Below are 16,407 nucleotides of genomic sequence, written 5' to 3'. Positions count from 1 at the left end.
GTTCCGCCCGCCCCGCGCGTTCCCCCGCGCGTTCCCCTAGGCGCTGAGTTCCGCGTTGAGCGCCCCCAGCAGCCGTCCCGCGCGTTCGGCGACCTCCGCCGGGCCGTACTCCGCGGCGCGCTTGCACCAGTTCTCGGCCTGGACGGCCTCGCCGCGCCGCAGGGCGAGCAGGGCCAGCCGCAGGGCGGCCCGGCCGTGGCCGGCGTCCGCGGCGCGGGTGTACCAGAGCATGGCCTCGGCCTCGCTGTCCTGGCGGGCCAGCAGCAGGCCGAGGTTGAACGCGGCGCTGCGGCTGCCGCCCTCCGCGGCGCGGCGGTACCAGCTCTCGGCGATCTGCAGCGCGCCGCGCTCGGCGGCGCGCACGCCCATCCGGACCTGGGCCCGGCGGTGGCCGGCGTCCGCGGCGGTGGCGTACCAGTGCTCGGCCTCGGTGTCGGCGTCGCCGCGGCGGTCGAGCAGCGAGGCGAGCCGGAAGGCGCCCTCCGTGGAGCCGCCGTCGGCGGCCTGCCGGTAGCGCTCCAGGGCGCCGGCCAGGTTGCCGCGCTGCTCCTGGGCGACGGCGAGTTGCAGGGCGGCCTCGCCGTGGCCCTCGGCGGCGGCGCGGGCGTACCACTCCTGGGCCTGCCGGGTCTCGCCGCGGCCGGCGTGCAGCACGCCGAGGTTGAAGGCGCCGTCCACCGAGCCGGCCTCGGCGGCCTTGGAGAACCAGGGTTCGGCCCCGGACTCGTCGCCGCGCTGGAGCAGGACGATCGCGAGCGCGTTGCAGGCCTCGCGGTGGCCGGCGTACGCGGCGCGGCGGTACCACTGCTCGGCCTGGGCCTCGCGTCCGGCGCCGGCGCACAGCAGGCCGAGGTTGAAGGCGCCGTTGTGGTCGCCGGCGTCGAGCGCGGCGCGGTACCAGCGTTCGGCGACGGTGCTCTCGCCGCGGCCGGCGTGCAGCGCGCCGAGGGCGTTGGCGGCGGTGCCGTCACCGGCCTCGGCGGCCTCCTGCCACCACTCGGCGGCGGCGGAGAGGTCTCCGGTGTCGCGGAGCAGGAAGCCGAGGGCGCAGGCGGCGCGGGCCTCGCCGTTCTGGGCGGACTGCCGGTACCAGCGGGCGGCCTCGTCGAGGTCGCCGCGGGCTTCGAGCAGGACGCCCAGGCGCAGGGCGGCGCGGGCGTGGCTGCGGGCGGCGGCGGTGCGGTACCAGGTCTCGGCGGTGTCCTTGTCGCCGGCGGCCTCGCGCATCCGGGCGAGGCGGTAGGCGGCCTCGCGGTGGCCGGAGTCGGCGGCGGCCTTGAACCAGCGTTCGGCGCGGACGTCGCGGCGGTGCTCCATCAGGTCGCCGAGGGCGTAGGCGCCGAGCGGGTGGCCCTGTTCGGCGGCGAAGTGCAGCCAGTACTCGGCGGCCTCCTCCTCGCCCTGGTCGCGCAGTTGCAGGCCGAGGGCGTGGGCGGCGGGGGCGGAGCCGGCGACGGCGGCCTGCCGCCACCACTGGGCGGCCTCGACCCGGTGGCCCTGCTGGTGGAGCAGGACGCCGAGGTTGTTGGCGGCGGCGCGCAGCCCGGCGGCGGCGGCGGAGCGCAGGTACGGTTCGGCGTCGCGCAGGTCGCCGCGGCGCAGCAGGAGGGCGCCGAGCTGGCTGGCGGCGCCCGGGTCGCCGGCGTCGGCGGAGCCGCGGTGGCGGGCTTCGAGGGCGGCCTGTTCGCGGGCGGCGAGGGCGGTCTCGAAGCTGTCGCCGCCGTCGCCCTCGTCGTCGGTGCCCGGGGCGAGGTCGCGGGCGGAGGCGGCGGCGACCTGGTCGACCGTCAGGTGGACCAGGCTCTCCGGGCCGTAGCCGGACACGTCGACGGCACCGTCCGCGGTGCCGCGCTGGGCGGGCAGGCCGCTGCCGGTGGCGTGTTCGGTGGGCCGGGCACCGGTGTCGGTGTCCGTGCTGGGGCCGGTGGCCAGTCGTTCTCCCGTCCCGTTGCTGCCGATGAGCTTCATGCCGACTCCCGCTCCCCCCGAGTGTCGCGGCATCCGCCCCGGGCCGTCGGCCGGGGGCCGGTCCCCCAGGGGGCGCGTCGGACCGGCCGGCCCGTCAGTGGCCGTTCCGCGTCCCCCTCGTGGTCCATCGTCGCATCACCCGCACACCGCGTACACCTGCTCCGTCCGTTTTGGCGGAGCGGGGCCGAAGCGCGGCGAGATCGCTTCGGCTCTTTGTCGATTTCCCGACACTTGAGCCCCACAAACCCCGGCCACGCATCGTACCGGAGTCGATCAACTCCGCGCGCCCGCAAGGGGGAAGGCCCGGAGGGGGGAACCCTCCGGGCCTTCCTTAAAACAAGGTTGACTGAGCCTCAGCTGACGCTGAAGTCGTCGGCCTGGTAGGGACTCTGTCCGTACCAACCATGCACCCAGACGGTGACCGAGGTGACCGAGGCGCCGGTGGTGAACTTGGTGGACAGCTTCGTCCACGCGCTCCCGCCGGGGGTCCAGGTCGAGCTGTCCGCGCCGGAGCCGGTGACGCCCAGGTAGGTGTAGTTGCCCTTGACCCAGGCGGACAGCGTGTAGGTGGTGTTCGGTTTGACCGTGACCACCTGCTGGCACTGCGCGGTGTCACCGGCACTGACGTTGCCCTGCAGGGCGTAGGAGCCGGTGTGGCCGCCGCTGACCACGCTGCCGCCGCTGCCCGCGCAGGTCCACGGGCTGAGCGCGCCGGACTCCAGGCCCGCGTTGGCGACGATGCCGCCGCCGGGCGAGGTGGGCGAGGAGGACGGGCTGCCGGACGGCGAGGAGGACGGGCTGCCGGAGGGGCTGGTGGACGGCGAGGTCGACGGGCTGGCCGACGGCGACGGCGAGGAGGACTTCGTCGGCGAGGCGCTGGCGCTCGGCGAGCCGGTCGGCGCGGCCGGGCAGGAGGCGGCCGAGCCGCTGGTGGCCGTCATCAGCGGGTTGAGCAGCGCCGCGTTCGGGTCGTCGTAGAGCGAGAACACGAACGATCCGCCGAGTCCGTTGCAGTGCGCGTAGTCCATCTTGGCCTGGATGGACTTGGCGTTCTCCCCGGACCAGAAGTTGTTGCCGTCGTAGAAGTACGCGGCCTGCGAGGCGGGGTCCCAGTAGGTGTAACTGGGGTTGTCCACCGTCCCGAGCAGTTCCTTGTACATCCGCACGCCGTTGACGTTGCCGGAGTTCGGCGCGCCCTGGGCCGGTCCGCCGGCGGGCTGGAACAGCCCGTGGTTGGCGCCGGCCGCCACGCCCGTCCAGCCGCGGTAGTACAGCGGGACGCCCATGTTCAGCTTGTTCGCCGGGAACCCGCCGGGGATGCCGTACGAGGAGTCGCCGACCGTGTACGCCTTGATCGCCTCGTCGATCGAGTACTTGGCGTTGCCCGGCGGCACGTTGTTCATCGGGTCGTTCGGGTTCTGGTAGATCGGGGTCTGGTGGTTGGTCGGCCCCTGGGCCTCCCAGCCGCCGTGCATGTCGTACGTCATCGGGTCCGCGAAGGTCAGGTACTGCCCGATCTTGTCGGTCTCGATGTACTGGATCTTGTCCTGGCCGGCCGGCAGCGCCGCGCTCAGCGCGTAGGTCTTGCTGTCCGCGGTGCCCTGGGTGTTGAGCTGGTTGCGGAACTCGGCGAGCAGCGCGGTGAAGTTCTGCTTGTCGTTGGGCGAGGCGTGGTTGCCGAGGTGGCCGCCGCCGCCCGGGTACTCCCAGTCGATGTCGAAGCCGTCGAAGATGCCCTTGCCGGTGCCGGCGCCGCCGTAGCCGCCCTGCGCGGGCAGGTTGCCCTTGATGAACATGTCGACGCAGGAGGAGACGAACTTCTTGCGCGCGGCGTCGCTGGCCGCCACGTCGGAGAAGTACTTGGAGTACGTCCAACCGCCGATCGACATCAGGACCTTGAGCTTCGGGTACTTCGCCTTCAGCTCCTGGAGCTGGTGGAAGTTGCCGGCCAGCGGCTGGTTCCAGGTGTCGGTGGAGTTGTCCACGCTGTTGCCGTTGGCGAAGGTCTTGGCGTAGTCGGCGTAGTAGTCGCCCGCGCCATCACCGGCGTTCGGGTTGTTCTCGTCCTGGGAGGCCGCCGAGTTCGGCTCGAAGCAGGTCAGGTTGTTCGGGTCGATGTTGGCGAAGTCGTACAGCAGGTAGTCGAGCTTCCCGGCCATGCCGTTGGTGTCGACGTTCTTCAGGTAGTACGCGTTCGAGTAGATCGACCACTGGTCGAAGTACGCGACCTTGATGCCGCCGCTGGTGGCGGGGGCCCCGGTGGTGTTGCCCGGCCCGGCGGTCGCGCTGGGGGCTCCCAGCAGCGACACCGCCCCGGCGAGCAGCGTGGCGGCCGCGGCCGTGACGGCCCAGGCCCTGCGGTTGGTCCGATGCATGCGGATGTGCCTCTCTCCTGTCACGTGGGGATGCAGGAACGCCGTCCGACACCCGGTCGGGAGAGCGGCAGACGGAGCCAGAACGTGATCGATTTCCGTTGCTGGCAAGGGACTTGCAGCGCATCAGGACGGGCGGTGGGGGCCGCCCGTCATGGGCATGACTCAGGTTGGACTAGACCACATGGGGTGTCAATCGACCGGACACCCAAGGAATGGCAAAGGGAACGACGAAAGGCCCGGAGGCTGATGCCTCCGGGCCTTCGCGCTACTGAGTAGCGGGGACAGGATTTGAACCTGCGACCTCTGGGTTATGAGCCCAGCGAGCTACCGAGCTGCTCCACCCCGCGTCGGTGAAACCACTGTATCACGATCACGGGGCGGGCCGACAAACCGGTTGCCGCAGCTCAGCCGGTGGGCGAGGCCGAGGGCGAGCCGCTCGGTGAGCCGCTGGGCTCACCACTGGGCGCACCGCTCGGCGCGGGGGACGCCCCGCCGCCCGACCGGCCGCCCTTCTGCTCGGCGGCCACCGCGTCGGCGATCGCCTTCTTCAGCGCCTCCTGGGCCTTGCCGTACGCCGCCCAGTCGCCGTTCTTCATCGCCGCCTGGCCCTCGTCGAACGCCTTCTGGGCGTCCGCGAGCGCCTTCTGCACGTCCGGGTCCTGGGTGCCCGGCGCGGTGGGCTTGGTCGGGTCCGTCGGGGTGCCCGGGCTCTCCGGGTCGGCCGGGGCGGTGGGCGTGGTGGCGCCGCCCGCCGCGCTGCCGAGCACCTTGGTCAGCACCTCGCCGAGGGAGTCCCCGATCGCCACGTTGCCGGTGCCGTACACCGCCAGCACCTTCTTCAGGGCCGGCACCTTGGCGCCGCGGGCCACCAGGTAGACCGGCTCCACGTTGAGGATGCCGCCGCCGACCGGCAGGGTCAGCAGGTTGCCGTACACCAGGCCGGACTCGTTGTTGTTGCTCAGCAGGGTCAGCTGGTGGGCGACCTCGGAGTCGGAGTTGAACTTCGCCTGGACCAGCTCCGGGCCGAGCGCGCCCGAACCGGACGGCAGCCGGAGGATCCGCAGCTTGCCGTAGTCCTCGCCGGGGTCGGCGTCCGCCGTCATGAACGCGGCCAGGTTGGTGCGCCCCGAGGGCACGAAGGAGGTGGTCAGCGAGAAGCTGGCCGCCTTCGCGTCCGGCGTCCGCACCGTCAGGTAGTACGGCGGCTGCACCTCCTTGGTGTTGACCGTCGGGTCCGCCGGCACGTCCCAGATGTCGGTGCCGCTGAAGAACGCGGTGGCGTCGGTGATGTGGTACTGCCCGAGCAGGTCGCGCTGGACCTTGAACAGGTCCTGCGGGTAGCGCAGGTGCGGCAGCAGGGTCGACGGGATGTCCGCCTTCGCCTTCACCGTGCCCGGGAAGGCCTTCATCCAGGTCTTCAGCACCGGGTCGGCCTCGTCCCACTGGTAGAGCGTCACCTCGCCGGTGTACGCGTCCACGGTGGCCTTCACCGAGTTGCGGATGTAGTTGACCTGGTTGGTGGCGGTCAGGGTGCGGCCGCGCTGGTCGGTCATCGAGTCCTTGGTGGCGTCACCGAAGGTGGTCTTCGAGGAGAACGGGTAGCCGTCGGAGGTGGTGTAGCCGTCCAGCACCCACACCAGCCGCCCGCCCTGCACCACCGGGTACGGGTCGGCGTCGATCGACAGCCACGGCGCGACCTTCTCCACCCGCTCCTTGGGGGTGCGGTCGTACAGGATCTTCGCGCCGTCCTTGATCGCCCCCGAGTAGAGGAGCTGCGGCTCGGCGAACTTCACCGCGTACGCGGCCCTGGTCAGCGGGTTGTCCATCGAGACGCCGCTGCCGCCGCTGTACTGCGAGGTCTGGTCGGGCTGTCCGTCCCGGGTGTAGTCGATCTCGTCCATGCCGGGACCGACGACCGAGTACATCGTCGACTTCTCGCCGTAGTACACCCGCTGCTCGTACTCGCCCAGGTCGCCGGTGGTCGGCAGCGAGTGCTCGGTGTAGACCGGGTTGCCGTTGGCGTCGACCTGGTTGCCCTTGGCGGACACCACGCCGTAGCCGTGGGTGTACTTGAAGTGGTCGTTGATGAAGTTGCGCTGCTGCACGCCCGACAGGTCCAGCTCGCGCACGCCCAGCACGGTGTCCTGGTCGCCGTAGCGGTCCACGTCCAGGGTCTTCGGGAAGGCGTAGTAGTTGCGCAGCGCCTGGTTCTGCTGGAACGTCGGCGAGACCACGTTCGGGTCCACCAGCCGGATGTCGGTGATGGTCTGCGCGTCCTGCTCCAGCTTCGCGGCGTCGGTGGAGTCGGTCGGCTCGTACTGCTGCTCGACCGCGTCCGCGATGCCGTACGCCTGCCTGGTCGCGTCGATGTTCTTCTGGATGTACGCGGTCTCCTTGGCCTGCTCGTTCGGCTTGACCTGGAACTGCTGGACCAGCGCCGGGTAGAGGCCGCCGACCAGCAGCGCGGAGAGCGCCATCAGCCCGAAGCCGATCAGCGCGGGCGCCCAGGTCCGCCGGATCGGGGTCAGGAAGAACAGCAGCGCGCAGATGACCGCGACGAAGAACAGGATCGTCTTGGCCGGCAGGAACGCGTTGGCGTCCACGTAGCGCAGGCCGGTCCAGCCGTCGACCTTCTTGAACGACTCGCTCTTCACCGCCAGCGCGTACCGGTCCAGCCAGTACGCGACCGCCTTCAGCAGCACGAACACGCCCAGCAGCACGGCCAGGTGGCCCTGTGCCCCGGCGCTCGCCCGCCGCCCGGGCCCCTGCAGCCGCAGGCCCCCGTACAGGTAGTGCACGGCCGTCGCGGCCAGCAGCGAGACCAGCACCGCGCTGAACGCGAAGCCCAGCACGAACTGGTACCAGGGCAGGTCGAACGCGTAGTACGAGACGTCCTTGTGGAACTGGCCGTCCTTCACCCCGAACGGGGTGGCGTTGAGCCAGAGCATCCACGTCCGCCACTGGGCGCCCGCGGCGGCGCCGGCCGCCAGGCCGACCAGCAGCGACAGGCCGACCAGCAGCCAGGTGCGGAACGGCGCGACGCCCGCCCGGTAGCGGTCCAGGCTCTGCTGCTCCACCGACATCGCCGCCAGCGGCAGCCGCAGCCGGTACGCCAGCCACAGGTTGAACCCGACCGCCAGCGCCATCAGCAGCCCGAACACCGCGAACAGGCCGACCTTGGCGCCCAGTTGGGCGGTGAACACCGAGCCGTAGTGCAGGGAGTCGAACCACAGCCAGTCGGTCCACAGCCCCGCGAACAGCCCGAACAGCACGAACAGCGCGGCCAGCACGCCCGCCGTCAGCAGCAGCACCTTCGCCCGGCGCGACGGCGGGCCGACTCTCGCTCGGGAAGGCGGACCTGAGCGGTCCGGCATCTGGAAGGTCAAGGCGCCACCTCAGCTGTCGTCGTTGCGGGTAGGTGCTGCCGCGCCGGCGGCGGACAGCAATCTCCCATGCAACTTAATCAGTCTTTACCTGAGTTCCCGGACGCTGCGTCGGAGTTGGAGACGGCCCCCCCGGACGTGTGAGGATGGCCCCATGTCCGACTCCCCTGACCTGACCGCCGGCGCCGCCGGCCTCCCCGCGGCCACCCCCCTCACCCGGGCCGCCCTGGAGATCGACGAGCACGCCGCGACCCTCGGCTGGGACCTCCCGGCCCGCCTGTTCGCCCTGGTCGACAACGCGCAGATGCGCCGGGCCAATCCGCGGCTCGCCTCGCAGCTCGGCCTGGACGACAACCCGACCGGGCTCACCCCGGTCGAGCAGGAGGAGATCCCCCCGGGCACCGAGCTCGACCGCTTCCTGGGCACCATCGCCTGGCCGGACGGCGTGGTCGGCTGCGCGCTGGTGGTCGAGCGGATGATGCTCCCGCCCGGCGCGGAGTCCTCCCGGCCGAAGAACGCCTCCGACAAGGAGATCAACGACTGGGTGGCGACCCACCCGCAGCGCCAGGAGGTCCGGATCACCGCGGCCGTGCTGCGCGACGGCTCCAAGGAGGTCGCGCTGCGCCTGCGCGAGAAGGACCTCGCCCGCGAGGTGCTGACCGGCCCCGAGCTCGTCCCCAATCTGACGGACGCCCTGCTCGCGACCTTCTCCTAGCCCGGGCCCGCCGGGCCGCCACCGGCTCCGGCCGCTACTTGCCGCAGCCGGGCAGCGCCGCCTTGTCGCCGCTGCGGATGCCGTCCAGCGCCTTCATCGCCCCGTCCAGGTTCTCCACCTTGACCAGGGTGAGGCCGGACGGGGTGCCCTTGGCGGCCTCGGCGCAGTTGTCCGCGGGGGTGAAGAAGTACTCGGCGCCCTTGTCGCGGGCGGCGATCAGCTTCATCTGGATGCCGCCGATCGGGCCGACCGTGCCGTCGTCGTCGATGGTGCCGGTGCCCGCCACGAACTTGCCGCCGGTGAGGTCGGTGGGGGTGAGCTTGTCGACGATGCCGAGGGCGAACATCAGGCCGGCGCTGGGGCCGCCGACGTCCTGCAGGCCGATGTCGATCTTGAACGGGTAGACGTGGTCGACGCTGGGCGTGATGCCCACCACGGCCCGCTCGGGGCCGTCGTCGTCGGACTTGCCGGTGACGACGGTGACCTTGACCTCGTCCGCCGGGTCGGGCGTCGCGCCGGCCTTGGCGTGCGGCACGACGGTGAACTCCACGCTCTCGCCGGGCTTGTGCTTGGTCACCTGCTCGGCGACCTGGAGCCGGTCGGTGATGGGCACGCCGTCCACCGCGACGATCTGGTCGCCCGCGTGCAGCTTGCCCTCGGAGGGCCCGCCGGCGGCCACCGCGGCGACCACCACCTCGGTGCCGACCGGGATGTCCAGCTGCTTGAGGGCCGCGGTCTTGGCGCTGTCCTCGGAGGAGGCGAACTGCTCGGCGTTCTCCTGCTGGGCCTCCTGGTCGGTCTGGCCCTGCGGGTAGACGTTGTCGTGCGGGACGACCAGCACGTCGTCCCGGATCCAGCCGACGATCGCCGAGACCAGGCTGGGCTGGTAGTTCGCCCCGGTGACCTGGACCGTGGTCATGTTGAGGTGGCCGCTGGTCGGGTAGGTCTCGTGGCCGGTGATGGTGATCACCGGGGTGCCGGTCTTCTCCTGCACGCCGAGGGTGTTGTAGGTCGGCCCCGGGCTCATCTCGGTGAACGGCACCTTGAACAGGACCGATGCGCAGAGCAGGCCTATCAGCAGCAGGGTGGCGGCGAGCATCGTCGCCGATCGGCGTGGCATGCCACGACAGTACGGGAAGTGCGGGGCCCGGTGTAGCGCTGGTCCGGGCCCCGCACCGCCGATCGGGGGCGGTGGAGGTCAGTCCCGGACGCCGGTGCTGCGCTCCATCGCGGCGCGGAACCGTTCGTGCTCGGCCAGCGAGCTCGGATCGGTCGTCGCGCGGGGCGGACGGGCCGCCCAGGTGGCCCAGACCGTGGCCAGCACACCGGCCACCACGGGAATACTCAACCAGGCGAGCACAGCCATTTCGAACTCCCCACAGGCTCGTCGTGCGTATCAGCAGATTAGCCGCCTGCATGGGGAACGGCGCGGGCGGCATCCGGGTTACGGGCGGGGGCCGGACCACCCCCTTCCGGGGTACCGCCGAACGGGGAACGAACGCCGCCCGGGGCCGGTCACGGGGGCGTCAGCAGGACCCCGCGCCGACCCACTCCTCCTCGCCGTCGGCGAAGATCTGGTGCTTCCAGATCGGCACCCCGTGCTTGAGGTCGTCGATCAGCCGGCGGGAGGCCGCGAACGCCTCGCCGCGGTGCGGGCAGGACACCGCGACGATCACCGCGACGTCGCCGATCTCCAGCCGGCCGGTGCGGTGCACCGCGGCCAGCGCCCGGACCGGGAAGTCCGCGCAGACCTTCTCGGCGATCCGGCGCAGTTCGCGCAGCGCCGTCGGGTGGGCGCTGTACTCCAGCGCGGCGACCGGCTTGCCGCCGTCGTGGTCGCGCACCGTGCCGACGAACAGCGTGGTGCCGCCGGCCGCGTCGTCGCCGACCGCGGCGTGCACCTCGTCCAGCGAGAGCGGGGTCTCGCGGACGGCGAGCAGGCGGATCGGGTCGTGGTTCTCGGACATGGTCCCCATCATTCCGCATCCCCGGCGACGGACCGCAAGAATTTTCGTATCACGATGAGGTAATTCCATGATGCGAAAATGCGACGCTCGGACTCGGTGCCCGGACTCGGTGCCCGGACTCGGTGCCCGGACTCGGTGCTCGGACTCGGCGGTGCTCGGATCCGACGGTGCTCAGATCCGGCGGTGCTTGCGGGCCCGGCGCACCAGCGCGGCGGTGCCGATCAGCGCGACCGTCGCCCCCGCCGCGCCCAGGCTGGTGGCGGCCTCCTTGCCGCCGAGCCGGCGCCCGGCCACCGCGTGCTTGCCGGACACCTGGGCGAGCAACTCGGCCAGCACCTCCTCGTTGGTGTGCCGCGGCCGCCAGCCCGCCTCGTGCAGCCGGCTGCCGGACACCACCCACGGGTACATCGTGTAGGCGAGGTCCCCCGCCGGGGCCGGGGTCAGGCCGAGCCGGTGCAGCCGGGCCGCGGTGCCCAGGGCCAGCGAGGCGGGCAGTTCCATCCGGCGGATGCCGGACAGTTCCTCCACGTCCTCCTGCTCCAGCCAGCCGTCGCAGCCGACCGTCACCTCGCCCTCCACCAGGCCCAGCGCCGCGTACTCCAGCGCCGAGGCCAGGTCGTCCAGGTGGCAGAACTGCCAGCACGGGCGCGAACCCGCCACCACCAGCAGCCGCGGCGCCTCGAAGTGCCTGGTCAGCACGGTGTCGATGCCGGGGCCGACCACCACGGCCGGGCGCAGCACGGTGATCTGCAGCCCGGGGTGGGCGCGCGGGGCGCGCCGGGCCAGCCGCTCGATCTCCAGCAGGTCGCCGACCAGCGAGGCCTCCTCGGTGGCCCGCAGTTCGGAGTCCTCGGCCAGCGGGACGTCGTTGTCGGGCAGCGCGCCGTAGACCATCGCGGAGGTGCACAGCACCACCCGGTGCACCCCGGCGGCCGCGGCGGCGGTCACCACCGTCTGCGCGCCGCGCACGTTGTACGCGCTGCGGGTGCGCGGGTCGGTCTCCATGCCGAGGTCCATCGCCAGGTGCACCACCACGTCGACGCCGGCCAGCCGCTCGGCCACCGCCGGGTCGCGCACGTCCAGCACCCGCCACTGCACGCCCGGGGCGTCGCCGCGCCGCTCGTCCACCGCCAGCACCCGGCGCACGTGCGGGGAGTCGACCAGGCGCCGCGCGACACGCTCGCCGAGCACGCCCGCCGCGCCGGTGACCGCCACGGTCAGCGGCTTGCCGCCGTAGGCTGGAGTCGGCGAACCGGCATCGGTCGGCGCGTCCTCGCCCCCGGTCAGCCCAGAGCGAACGTCCGAAGGCGGGGAACTCACCGGCCATCCTCCACGGTTAGCTTAAGTGCGGACGTACGAGTGTCACGCACTTGACCATCCTGCCCGAGGCTCGGCCCCGGCGGTGCACCCGGCGCGGTCGCCGCGAGACCATTGAAACCGCTCGGAGCCCCCGGGCGGCAGACTTTCCCGCCACACCACCCGCGTGACGGCCGATCAGATCGAGGACCCCCGTGAGCGACCTCCCCTTCGGATTCGGCGTTCCCCCCGAGGAGCCCGAGGACGGCAAGAACAAGGGCAAGAAGGACGGCGAGCAGGGCGACTCGACCCCGCAGCAGCCGTTCGGCTTCGGCACCGGAAACCCCTTCGGGGCGCTGTTCGGCATGGGCGGCCCCGGCGGGCAGGGCGGGGACAACCCGTTCGCCGCGATGATGGGCGGTTTCAACCCCAACGACCTCGGCGCGGCGTTCCAGCAGCTCGGGCAGATGCTCTCGTTCGAAGGCGGCCCGGTGAACTGGGACCTGGCCAAGAACATCGCCCGGCAGACCGTGGTCGCCGAGCAGCCCGAGGGGAAGAGCAAGGACCGCTCGGTCGGCGCCGCCGAGCGCACCGCCGTCACCGAGGCCGTCCGGCTGGCCGACCTCTGGCTGGACTCCGCCACCGAGTTCCCGTCCGCCTCCTCCGCGGCGGTGGCCTGGAGCCGCGCCGAGTGGATCGAGGCCACCCTGCCGGTCTGGAAGGACCTGGTCGACCCGGTCGCCGAGCGGGTCGGCAACGCCATGGGCGGCGTGCTGCCCGAGGAGATGCAGGCGATGACCGGGCCGCTGATGGGCATGATGCGCTCGATGGGCGGCGCCATGTTCGGCACCCAGATCGGGCAGGCGCTCGGCGCGCTGGCCGCCGAGGTGCTCGGCTCCACCGACGTCGGCCTGCCGCTCGCCCCCGCCGGGAAGGCCGCGCTGCTCCCGCAGAACATCGCCGAGTTCGGCGAGGGCCTGAACGTGCCCGCCGAGGAGGTCCGGCTCTACCTGGCCCTGCGCGAGGCCGCCCACCAGCGCCTGTTCGCGCACGTGCCGTGGCTGCGGGCGCACCTGTTCGGCGCGGTCGAGGCGTACGCGCGCGGCATCAAGGTCGACACCTCGCGGATGGAGGAGTTGGTCGGCCAGATCGACCCGGCCAACCCCGAGGCCCTGCAGGACGCGCTGGCCGGCGGCCTGCTCCAGCCCGAGGACACGCCCGAGCAGAAGGCCGCCCTGGCCCGGCTGGAGACCGCGCTCGCCCTGGTCGAGGGCTGGGTCGACGCCGTGGTGCACGCCGCCGCCGCGCCGCACCTGCCGCACGCCGCCGCGCTGCGCGAGACGCTCCGCCGCCGCCGCGCCTCCGGCGGCCCCGCCGAGCAGACCTTCGCCACCCTGGTCGGCCTCGAACTGCGCCCGCGCCGCCTGCGCGACGCCTCCCGGCTGTGGGCCTCGCTCGCCGACGCCCGCGGCGTCGAGGGCCGGGACGCGCTGTGGAGCCACCCCGACATGCTGCCCACCGCCGCCGACCTGGACGACCCGGACGGCTTCGTGCACCGGGACACCGCGGCGGTGGCCGAGGGCGGCTTCGACTTCGACGCGCTCGACCGGCTGCTGGGCGAGGCGGCCGGCGGCGGGAGCGGCGGCGGGAGCGGGAGCGGGAAGGCGGACCTGAGCAAGGACGGCGGCGCCGCCCCGGAGGCCGGGGCGGACACCTCGGCGGACTCCGCCGAACCGTCCGACGCGGCCGGGTCGGAGTCCGACTCGACCGAGTCCGAGTCCGGCTCGACCGGGTCCGGCTCCGAGGAGGACGGCAAGGACGGTAAGGACGGTAAGGACGGCGAGCAGGGGCCGGAGGGCACCGCCAAGTGACCTCGACCTCGCTGCACGCGGACGCCGTCCGCGCCCTGACCGACTGGGTGCCCGACGGGGCCGGCCAGGACGAGCTGCGCCACGCGTACCTGGCCCACCTCGCCGAACGTGCCGACGGCATGTGGCGGGCCTGCCTGCCCGGCCACATCACCGCCAGCGCGCTGGTGGTCGACCCGGCCGGCGAGCGGGTGCTGCTCACCCTGCACCCGAAGGTCGGGAGGTGGCTGCAGATGGGCGGCCACTGCGAACCCGGCGACGAGACGCTCGCCTCGGCCGCGCTGCGCGAGGCGGTCGAGGAGTCCGGCATCGCGGACCTGGCACTGCTCGCCGTCGCGGGCCGCACCGCGCCGGTGAAGCTGGACCGGCACCAGGTGCGCTGCGCGGGCAAGGACCGGCCGGAGAACACCCACCTGGACGTGCAGTACGTGGCGCTGGCCCCGGCCGGGGCGCGCGAGCTGATCAGCGAGGAGTCGCTGGACCTGCGCTGGTTCGGCTGGGACGAGCTGCCGGCCGACACCGACCGCTCGGTGCGCGACCTGGTGGCGCGGGCCCGCACGCTGGTCTGACCGCCCCGCTCCGCCACCGGACCCCGGCCCCCGCCACGTGCGGGCGGCCGGGGTCCGGTGCGTCTCCGGGGTGCTTCGCGTCCTTCGCGTCCTTCGGGGCCAGGTCGCCGGGTCGCCGGGTGCCCGGCGTCAGGTGGCGCGGGCGGGCGGGAGGTGCGGGAGCCGGGCGGCGGAGGCGACGCCCTCCAGGTAGCCGCGGGCCCGTTCGGTGCGCGGGTAGGTCTCCAGCAGGGCCCAGAACCCGGGGCCGTGGTCGGGGACCAGCAGGTGCGCGAGCTCGTGCAGCAGGACGTAGTCGATCACGTACTCGGGCATGCCCTGCAGCCGGTGGGAGAGCCGGATGGTGCGCTCGCTGGGGGTGCAGGAGCCCCAGCGGGAGTTCTGGTTGGTCACCCAGCGGACCTGCTCGGGGACGGCGCGGCCGTCCAGGTGGAGCAGCGAGAGCTCGCGGGCGCGGGCCTGCAGGGCCTCGTCGCCGAGCATCCGGCGGCTCTCCTGCGCGGCCAGCTTGTCGAGCATCTGCGCCACCCAGCGCTGCTCCTCCGCGTGCGACATCCGGGCCGGGATCAGCACCACGGTGCGGTCGCCCTCGCGGTAGGCGGAGACGGTGCGGCTGCGGCGGGCGCTGCGGCGCACCTCGACCTTGCTGCGGTCGATGCCGCGGTCGGCGGTGCGGTCGGCGGTGCGGTCGGTGCCGCGGCCCGGGTCGGCCGGGTGCTCACGGTCGGATGCGTACTCGCGACCGGCCCCGGTGCTGGCGTGCGCACCCGGCGCCGCGGCCGCCGGTCCGGAGGCTGCCCGGGCACGCCGACGCGACGCCGACCGGTGGGAGTCCCGTTCGGCTGCCATGGCACAGGACGTTACCCCGTCCCTGTGACAGAAGTCCGGCACCGGAACGGCGCGGCACCGGGGACCACCCGGGCGCGTTGTCCACAGGCTGTGCACAGTGATGAGCGGATCGTCCTACCGGGGCTGTGGACAACGGATTTCCGCCCGCCGGGAGGGCCGGGCAAGCTGCGGTCACCGGCGATCCCGACGCCGGGGTCCCGACCCTGGGAGGTACCCGCATGCGCCCCGTGATCAAGCCCGCCCTGGCCCGGCTCTGGCGGGAGAAGCAGACCCTGCAGTTCGGCACCGTGCGGCGGCACGCCCGGGTGATCGAGGGCGTCGACCGCAGGCTGGCCGGCTTCCTGGAGCTGGTCGACGGCAGCCGGGACGGCCCCGCGGTGGTCGCCGCCGGGCAGCGGCTCGGGCTGAGCGCCGAGTACTGCCGGGCGGTGCTCGACTCGCTCGGCAGCAGCGAACTGCTGGACGACGCCCAGGCCCTGCGGGACGTGCTGGAGCTGTACCCACCCGCCCGGCGCGAGCTGCTGGGCCCGGACCTGGCCTCGCTCTCCCTGGTGCACCCGGCGCCGGGCGAGGCGGCGGCCGTGCTGCAGGGCCGGGCCCGGGCCCGGGTCGAGGTGCGCGGGGCCGGGCGGATCGGGGCCGCCGTCGGGGCCGCGCTGGCGGCCGGCGGGATCGGCGAGGTCGCGGTGCTGGACCGCGGCCGGGTCACCGCGCGGGACTGCGCGCCCGGCGGCCTGCCGCCGGGCGACATCGGGCGGCTGCGCGCCACCGCCGCCCGCGAGCTGGTGCACCGCGCCACCGGTGCCCCGGTCGGCGAGCGCTACCGGCGCCCGCCCGCCGCTCCCCCGCCGCCCGCCCTGGTCGTGCTCGCCCCGCGGGACGGCTCGGCCGCGTACACCGGGGCCGCCGTCGACGCCCAGGAGCTGATGCGGGCCGGCATCCCGCACCTGTACACCGGGGTGCTCGAACACCTCGGCGTGGTCGGCCCGTTGGTCGTCCCCGGCGCGTCCGCCTGCGGCAGCTGCGCGACGCTGGCCCGGCGGGACGAGGACGAGGCGTGGCCCCGGCTGCTGGCCCAGCTGATCGACGAGGGCCCGGGCCGGGCCCGCCTGCCAGCCTGCGACGGCGCGGTGGCGGCCGCCGTCGCGGGGCTCGCCGCGCTGCACGTCCAGCTGTACCTGGACGGGTCGCCACCGCCGAGCGTGGACGGCTGGTGCGAGCTGTCCGCCGCCGACGGCATGGTGCGGCGGCTGCGGCTGCGCAGCCACCCGGACTGCGGTTGCCTGTGGCAGTCCTCCGCACCGGGACGAACGGGCACAATGGCCTAAGGACGCGCCCGGAGCCCGTCCGGCCGCTCCCCGCCCGCCTCCGTCCACCGCCGCCCGGCGCACCGCCGCCGGGGTCGCGGGCGGCGGCC

At 73.4% G+C, this 16,407-nt stretch carries 12 protein-coding genes and 1 tRNA gene; 4 read left to right on the top strand and 9 right to left on the bottom strand.

Annotated elements, in window-relative coordinates; genetic code table 11:
• Window positions 1–36 precede the first annotated feature (36 nt).
• From HUT16_RS22595 to HUT16_RS22580, 4 genes are all read right to left on the bottom strand, one after another.
• On the bottom strand, window positions 37–1,968 hold the full coding sequence (locus tag HUT16_RS22595; protein ID WP_176189924.1) for a tetratricopeptide repeat protein: 1,932 nt from the start codon (window positions 1,966–1,968) through the stop codon (window positions 37–39).
• A gap of 353 nt (window positions 1,969–2,321) precedes the next feature.
• Entirely contained in the window at window positions 2,322–4,343 is a 2,022-nt protein-coding gene (locus HUT16_RS22590) for a glycosyl hydrolase family 18 protein (RefSeq protein WP_254897940.1), read from the bottom strand.
• A 273-nt stretch (window positions 4,344–4,616) separates the two neighbouring features.
• A tRNA-Met gene (locus tag HUT16_RS22585) sits at window positions 4,617–4,690 on the bottom strand.
• 57 nt (window positions 4,691–4,747) lie between these two features.
• A complete protein-coding gene (locus HUT16_RS22580) occupies window positions 4,748–7,717 on the bottom strand; it encodes a UPF0182 family protein (RefSeq protein WP_176192811.1) in 2,970 nt (989 codons plus the stop codon).
• Between the two features lie 163 nt (window positions 7,718–7,880).
• Between HUT16_RS22580 and HUT16_RS22575 the strand changes: the two genes are divergently transcribed.
• Window positions 7,881–8,441 carry a PPA1309 family protein gene (locus HUT16_RS22575; protein WP_176189922.1) on the top strand — a complete coding sequence of 187 codons (561 nt, stop codon included), beginning with the start codon at window positions 7,881–7,883 and terminating at the stop codon, window positions 8,439–8,441.
• 34 nt (window positions 8,442–8,475) lie between these two features.
• Here HUT16_RS22575 and HUT16_RS22570 read toward each other — a convergent pair whose 3' ends face one another.
• The 4 genes from HUT16_RS22570 to HUT16_RS22555 form a co-directional block, all read right to left on the bottom strand.
• Window positions 8,476–9,561: a PDZ domain-containing protein gene (locus HUT16_RS22570; RefSeq protein WP_176189921.1), complete on the bottom strand. Its 1,086-nt coding sequence runs from the start codon at window positions 9,559–9,561 to the stop codon at window positions 8,476–8,478.
• Window positions 9,562–9,639: 78 nt separating this feature from the next.
• Window positions 9,640–9,807 carry a hypothetical protein gene (locus HUT16_RS22565; protein ID WP_176189920.1) on the bottom strand — a complete coding sequence of 56 codons (168 nt, stop codon included), beginning with the start codon at window positions 9,805–9,807 and terminating at the stop codon, window positions 9,640–9,642.
• A gap of 160 nt (window positions 9,808–9,967) precedes the next feature.
• Window positions 9,968–10,408 carry a molybdenum cofactor biosynthesis protein MoaE gene (locus HUT16_RS22560; RefSeq protein ID WP_254897939.1) on the bottom strand — a complete coding sequence of 147 codons (441 nt, stop codon included), beginning with the start codon at window positions 10,406–10,408 and terminating at the stop codon, window positions 9,968–9,970.
• 171 nt (window positions 10,409–10,579) lie between these two features.
• On the bottom strand, window positions 10,580–11,629 hold the full coding sequence (locus HUT16_RS22555; RefSeq protein ID WP_254898349.1) for an NAD-dependent epimerase/dehydratase family protein: 1,050 nt from the start codon (window positions 11,627–11,629) through the stop codon (window positions 10,580–10,582).
• Window positions 11,630–11,919: 290 nt separating this feature from the next.
• Between HUT16_RS22555 and HUT16_RS22550 the strand changes: the two genes are divergently transcribed.
• Together HUT16_RS22550 and HUT16_RS22545 are read left to right on the top strand one after the other, a co-directional pair.
• The gene (locus HUT16_RS22550; RefSeq protein ID WP_176189917.1) at window positions 11,920–13,575 is read left to right on the top strand and encodes a zinc-dependent metalloprotease; all 1,656 of its coding nucleotides are present in this window, start codon (window positions 11,920–11,922) and stop codon (window positions 13,573–13,575) included.
• 11 nt (window positions 13,576–13,586) lie between these two features.
• Window positions 13,587–14,141 (top strand): NUDIX hydrolase, encoded by a 555-nt coding sequence (locus tag HUT16_RS22545; RefSeq protein WP_254898348.1) that lies wholly within the window; start codon window positions 13,587–13,589, stop codon window positions 14,139–14,141.
• 129 nt (window positions 14,142–14,270) lie between these two features.
• Here the strand turns inward: HUT16_RS22545 and HUT16_RS22540 are convergent, their stop codons facing one another.
• Entirely contained in the window at window positions 14,271–14,990 is a 720-nt protein-coding gene (locus HUT16_RS22540; protein ID WP_254897938.1) for a M48 family metallopeptidase, read from the bottom strand.
• A 218-nt stretch (window positions 14,991–15,208) separates the two neighbouring features.
• Between HUT16_RS22540 and HUT16_RS22535 the strand changes: the two genes are divergently transcribed.
• Window positions 15,209–16,318 (top strand): ThiF family adenylyltransferase, encoded by a 1,110-nt coding sequence (locus HUT16_RS22535; protein ID WP_176189915.1) that lies wholly within the window; start codon window positions 15,209–15,211, stop codon window positions 16,316–16,318.
• Window positions 16,319–16,407 lie beyond the last annotated feature (89 nt).

This window comes from Kitasatospora sp. NA04385 (assembly GCF_013364235.1).
In the GTDB taxonomy this organism is placed as follows: domain Bacteria; phylum Actinomycetota; class Actinomycetes; order Streptomycetales; family Streptomycetaceae; genus Kitasatospora.
Note: the sequence above shows the minus strand (reverse complement) of the source record. Positions and strands in the feature narration are given on the sequence as shown.

Bases quoted from the DNA above. Each gene is read 5' to 3' on its own strand.
- HUT16_RS22595 (WP_176189924.1), bottom strand. From the start codon at position 1,968: ATGAAGCTCATCGGCAGCAACGGGACGGGAGAACGACTGGCCACCGGC.
- HUT16_RS22590 (WP_254897940.1), bottom strand. From the start codon at position 4,343: ATGCATCGGACCAACCGCAGGGCCTGGGCCGTCACGGCCGCGGCCGCC.
- HUT16_RS22580 (WP_176192811.1), bottom strand. From the start codon at position 7,717: ATGCCGGACCGCTCAGGTCCGCCTTCCCGAGCGAGAGTCGGCCCGCCG.
- HUT16_RS22575 (WP_176189922.1), top strand. From the start codon at position 7,881: ATGTCCGACTCCCCTGACCTGACCGCCGGCGCCGCCGGCCTCCCCGCG.
- HUT16_RS22570 (WP_176189921.1), bottom strand. From the start codon at position 9,561: ATGCCACGCCGATCGGCGACGATGCTCGCCGCCACCCTGCTGCTGATA.
- HUT16_RS22565 (WP_176189920.1), bottom strand. From the start codon at position 9,807: ATGGCTGTGCTCGCCTGGTTGAGTATTCCCGTGGTGGCCGGTGTGCTG.
- HUT16_RS22560 (WP_254897939.1), bottom strand. From the start codon at position 10,408: ATGTCCGAGAACCACGACCCGATCCGCCTGCTCGCCGTCCGCGAGACC.
- HUT16_RS22540 (WP_254897938.1), bottom strand. From the start codon at position 14,990: ATGGCAGCCGAACGGGACTCCCACCGGTCGGCGTCGCGTCGGCGTGCC.
- HUT16_RS22535 (WP_176189915.1), top strand. From the start codon at position 15,209: ATGCGCCCCGTGATCAAGCCCGCCCTGGCCCGGCTCTGGCGGGAGAAG.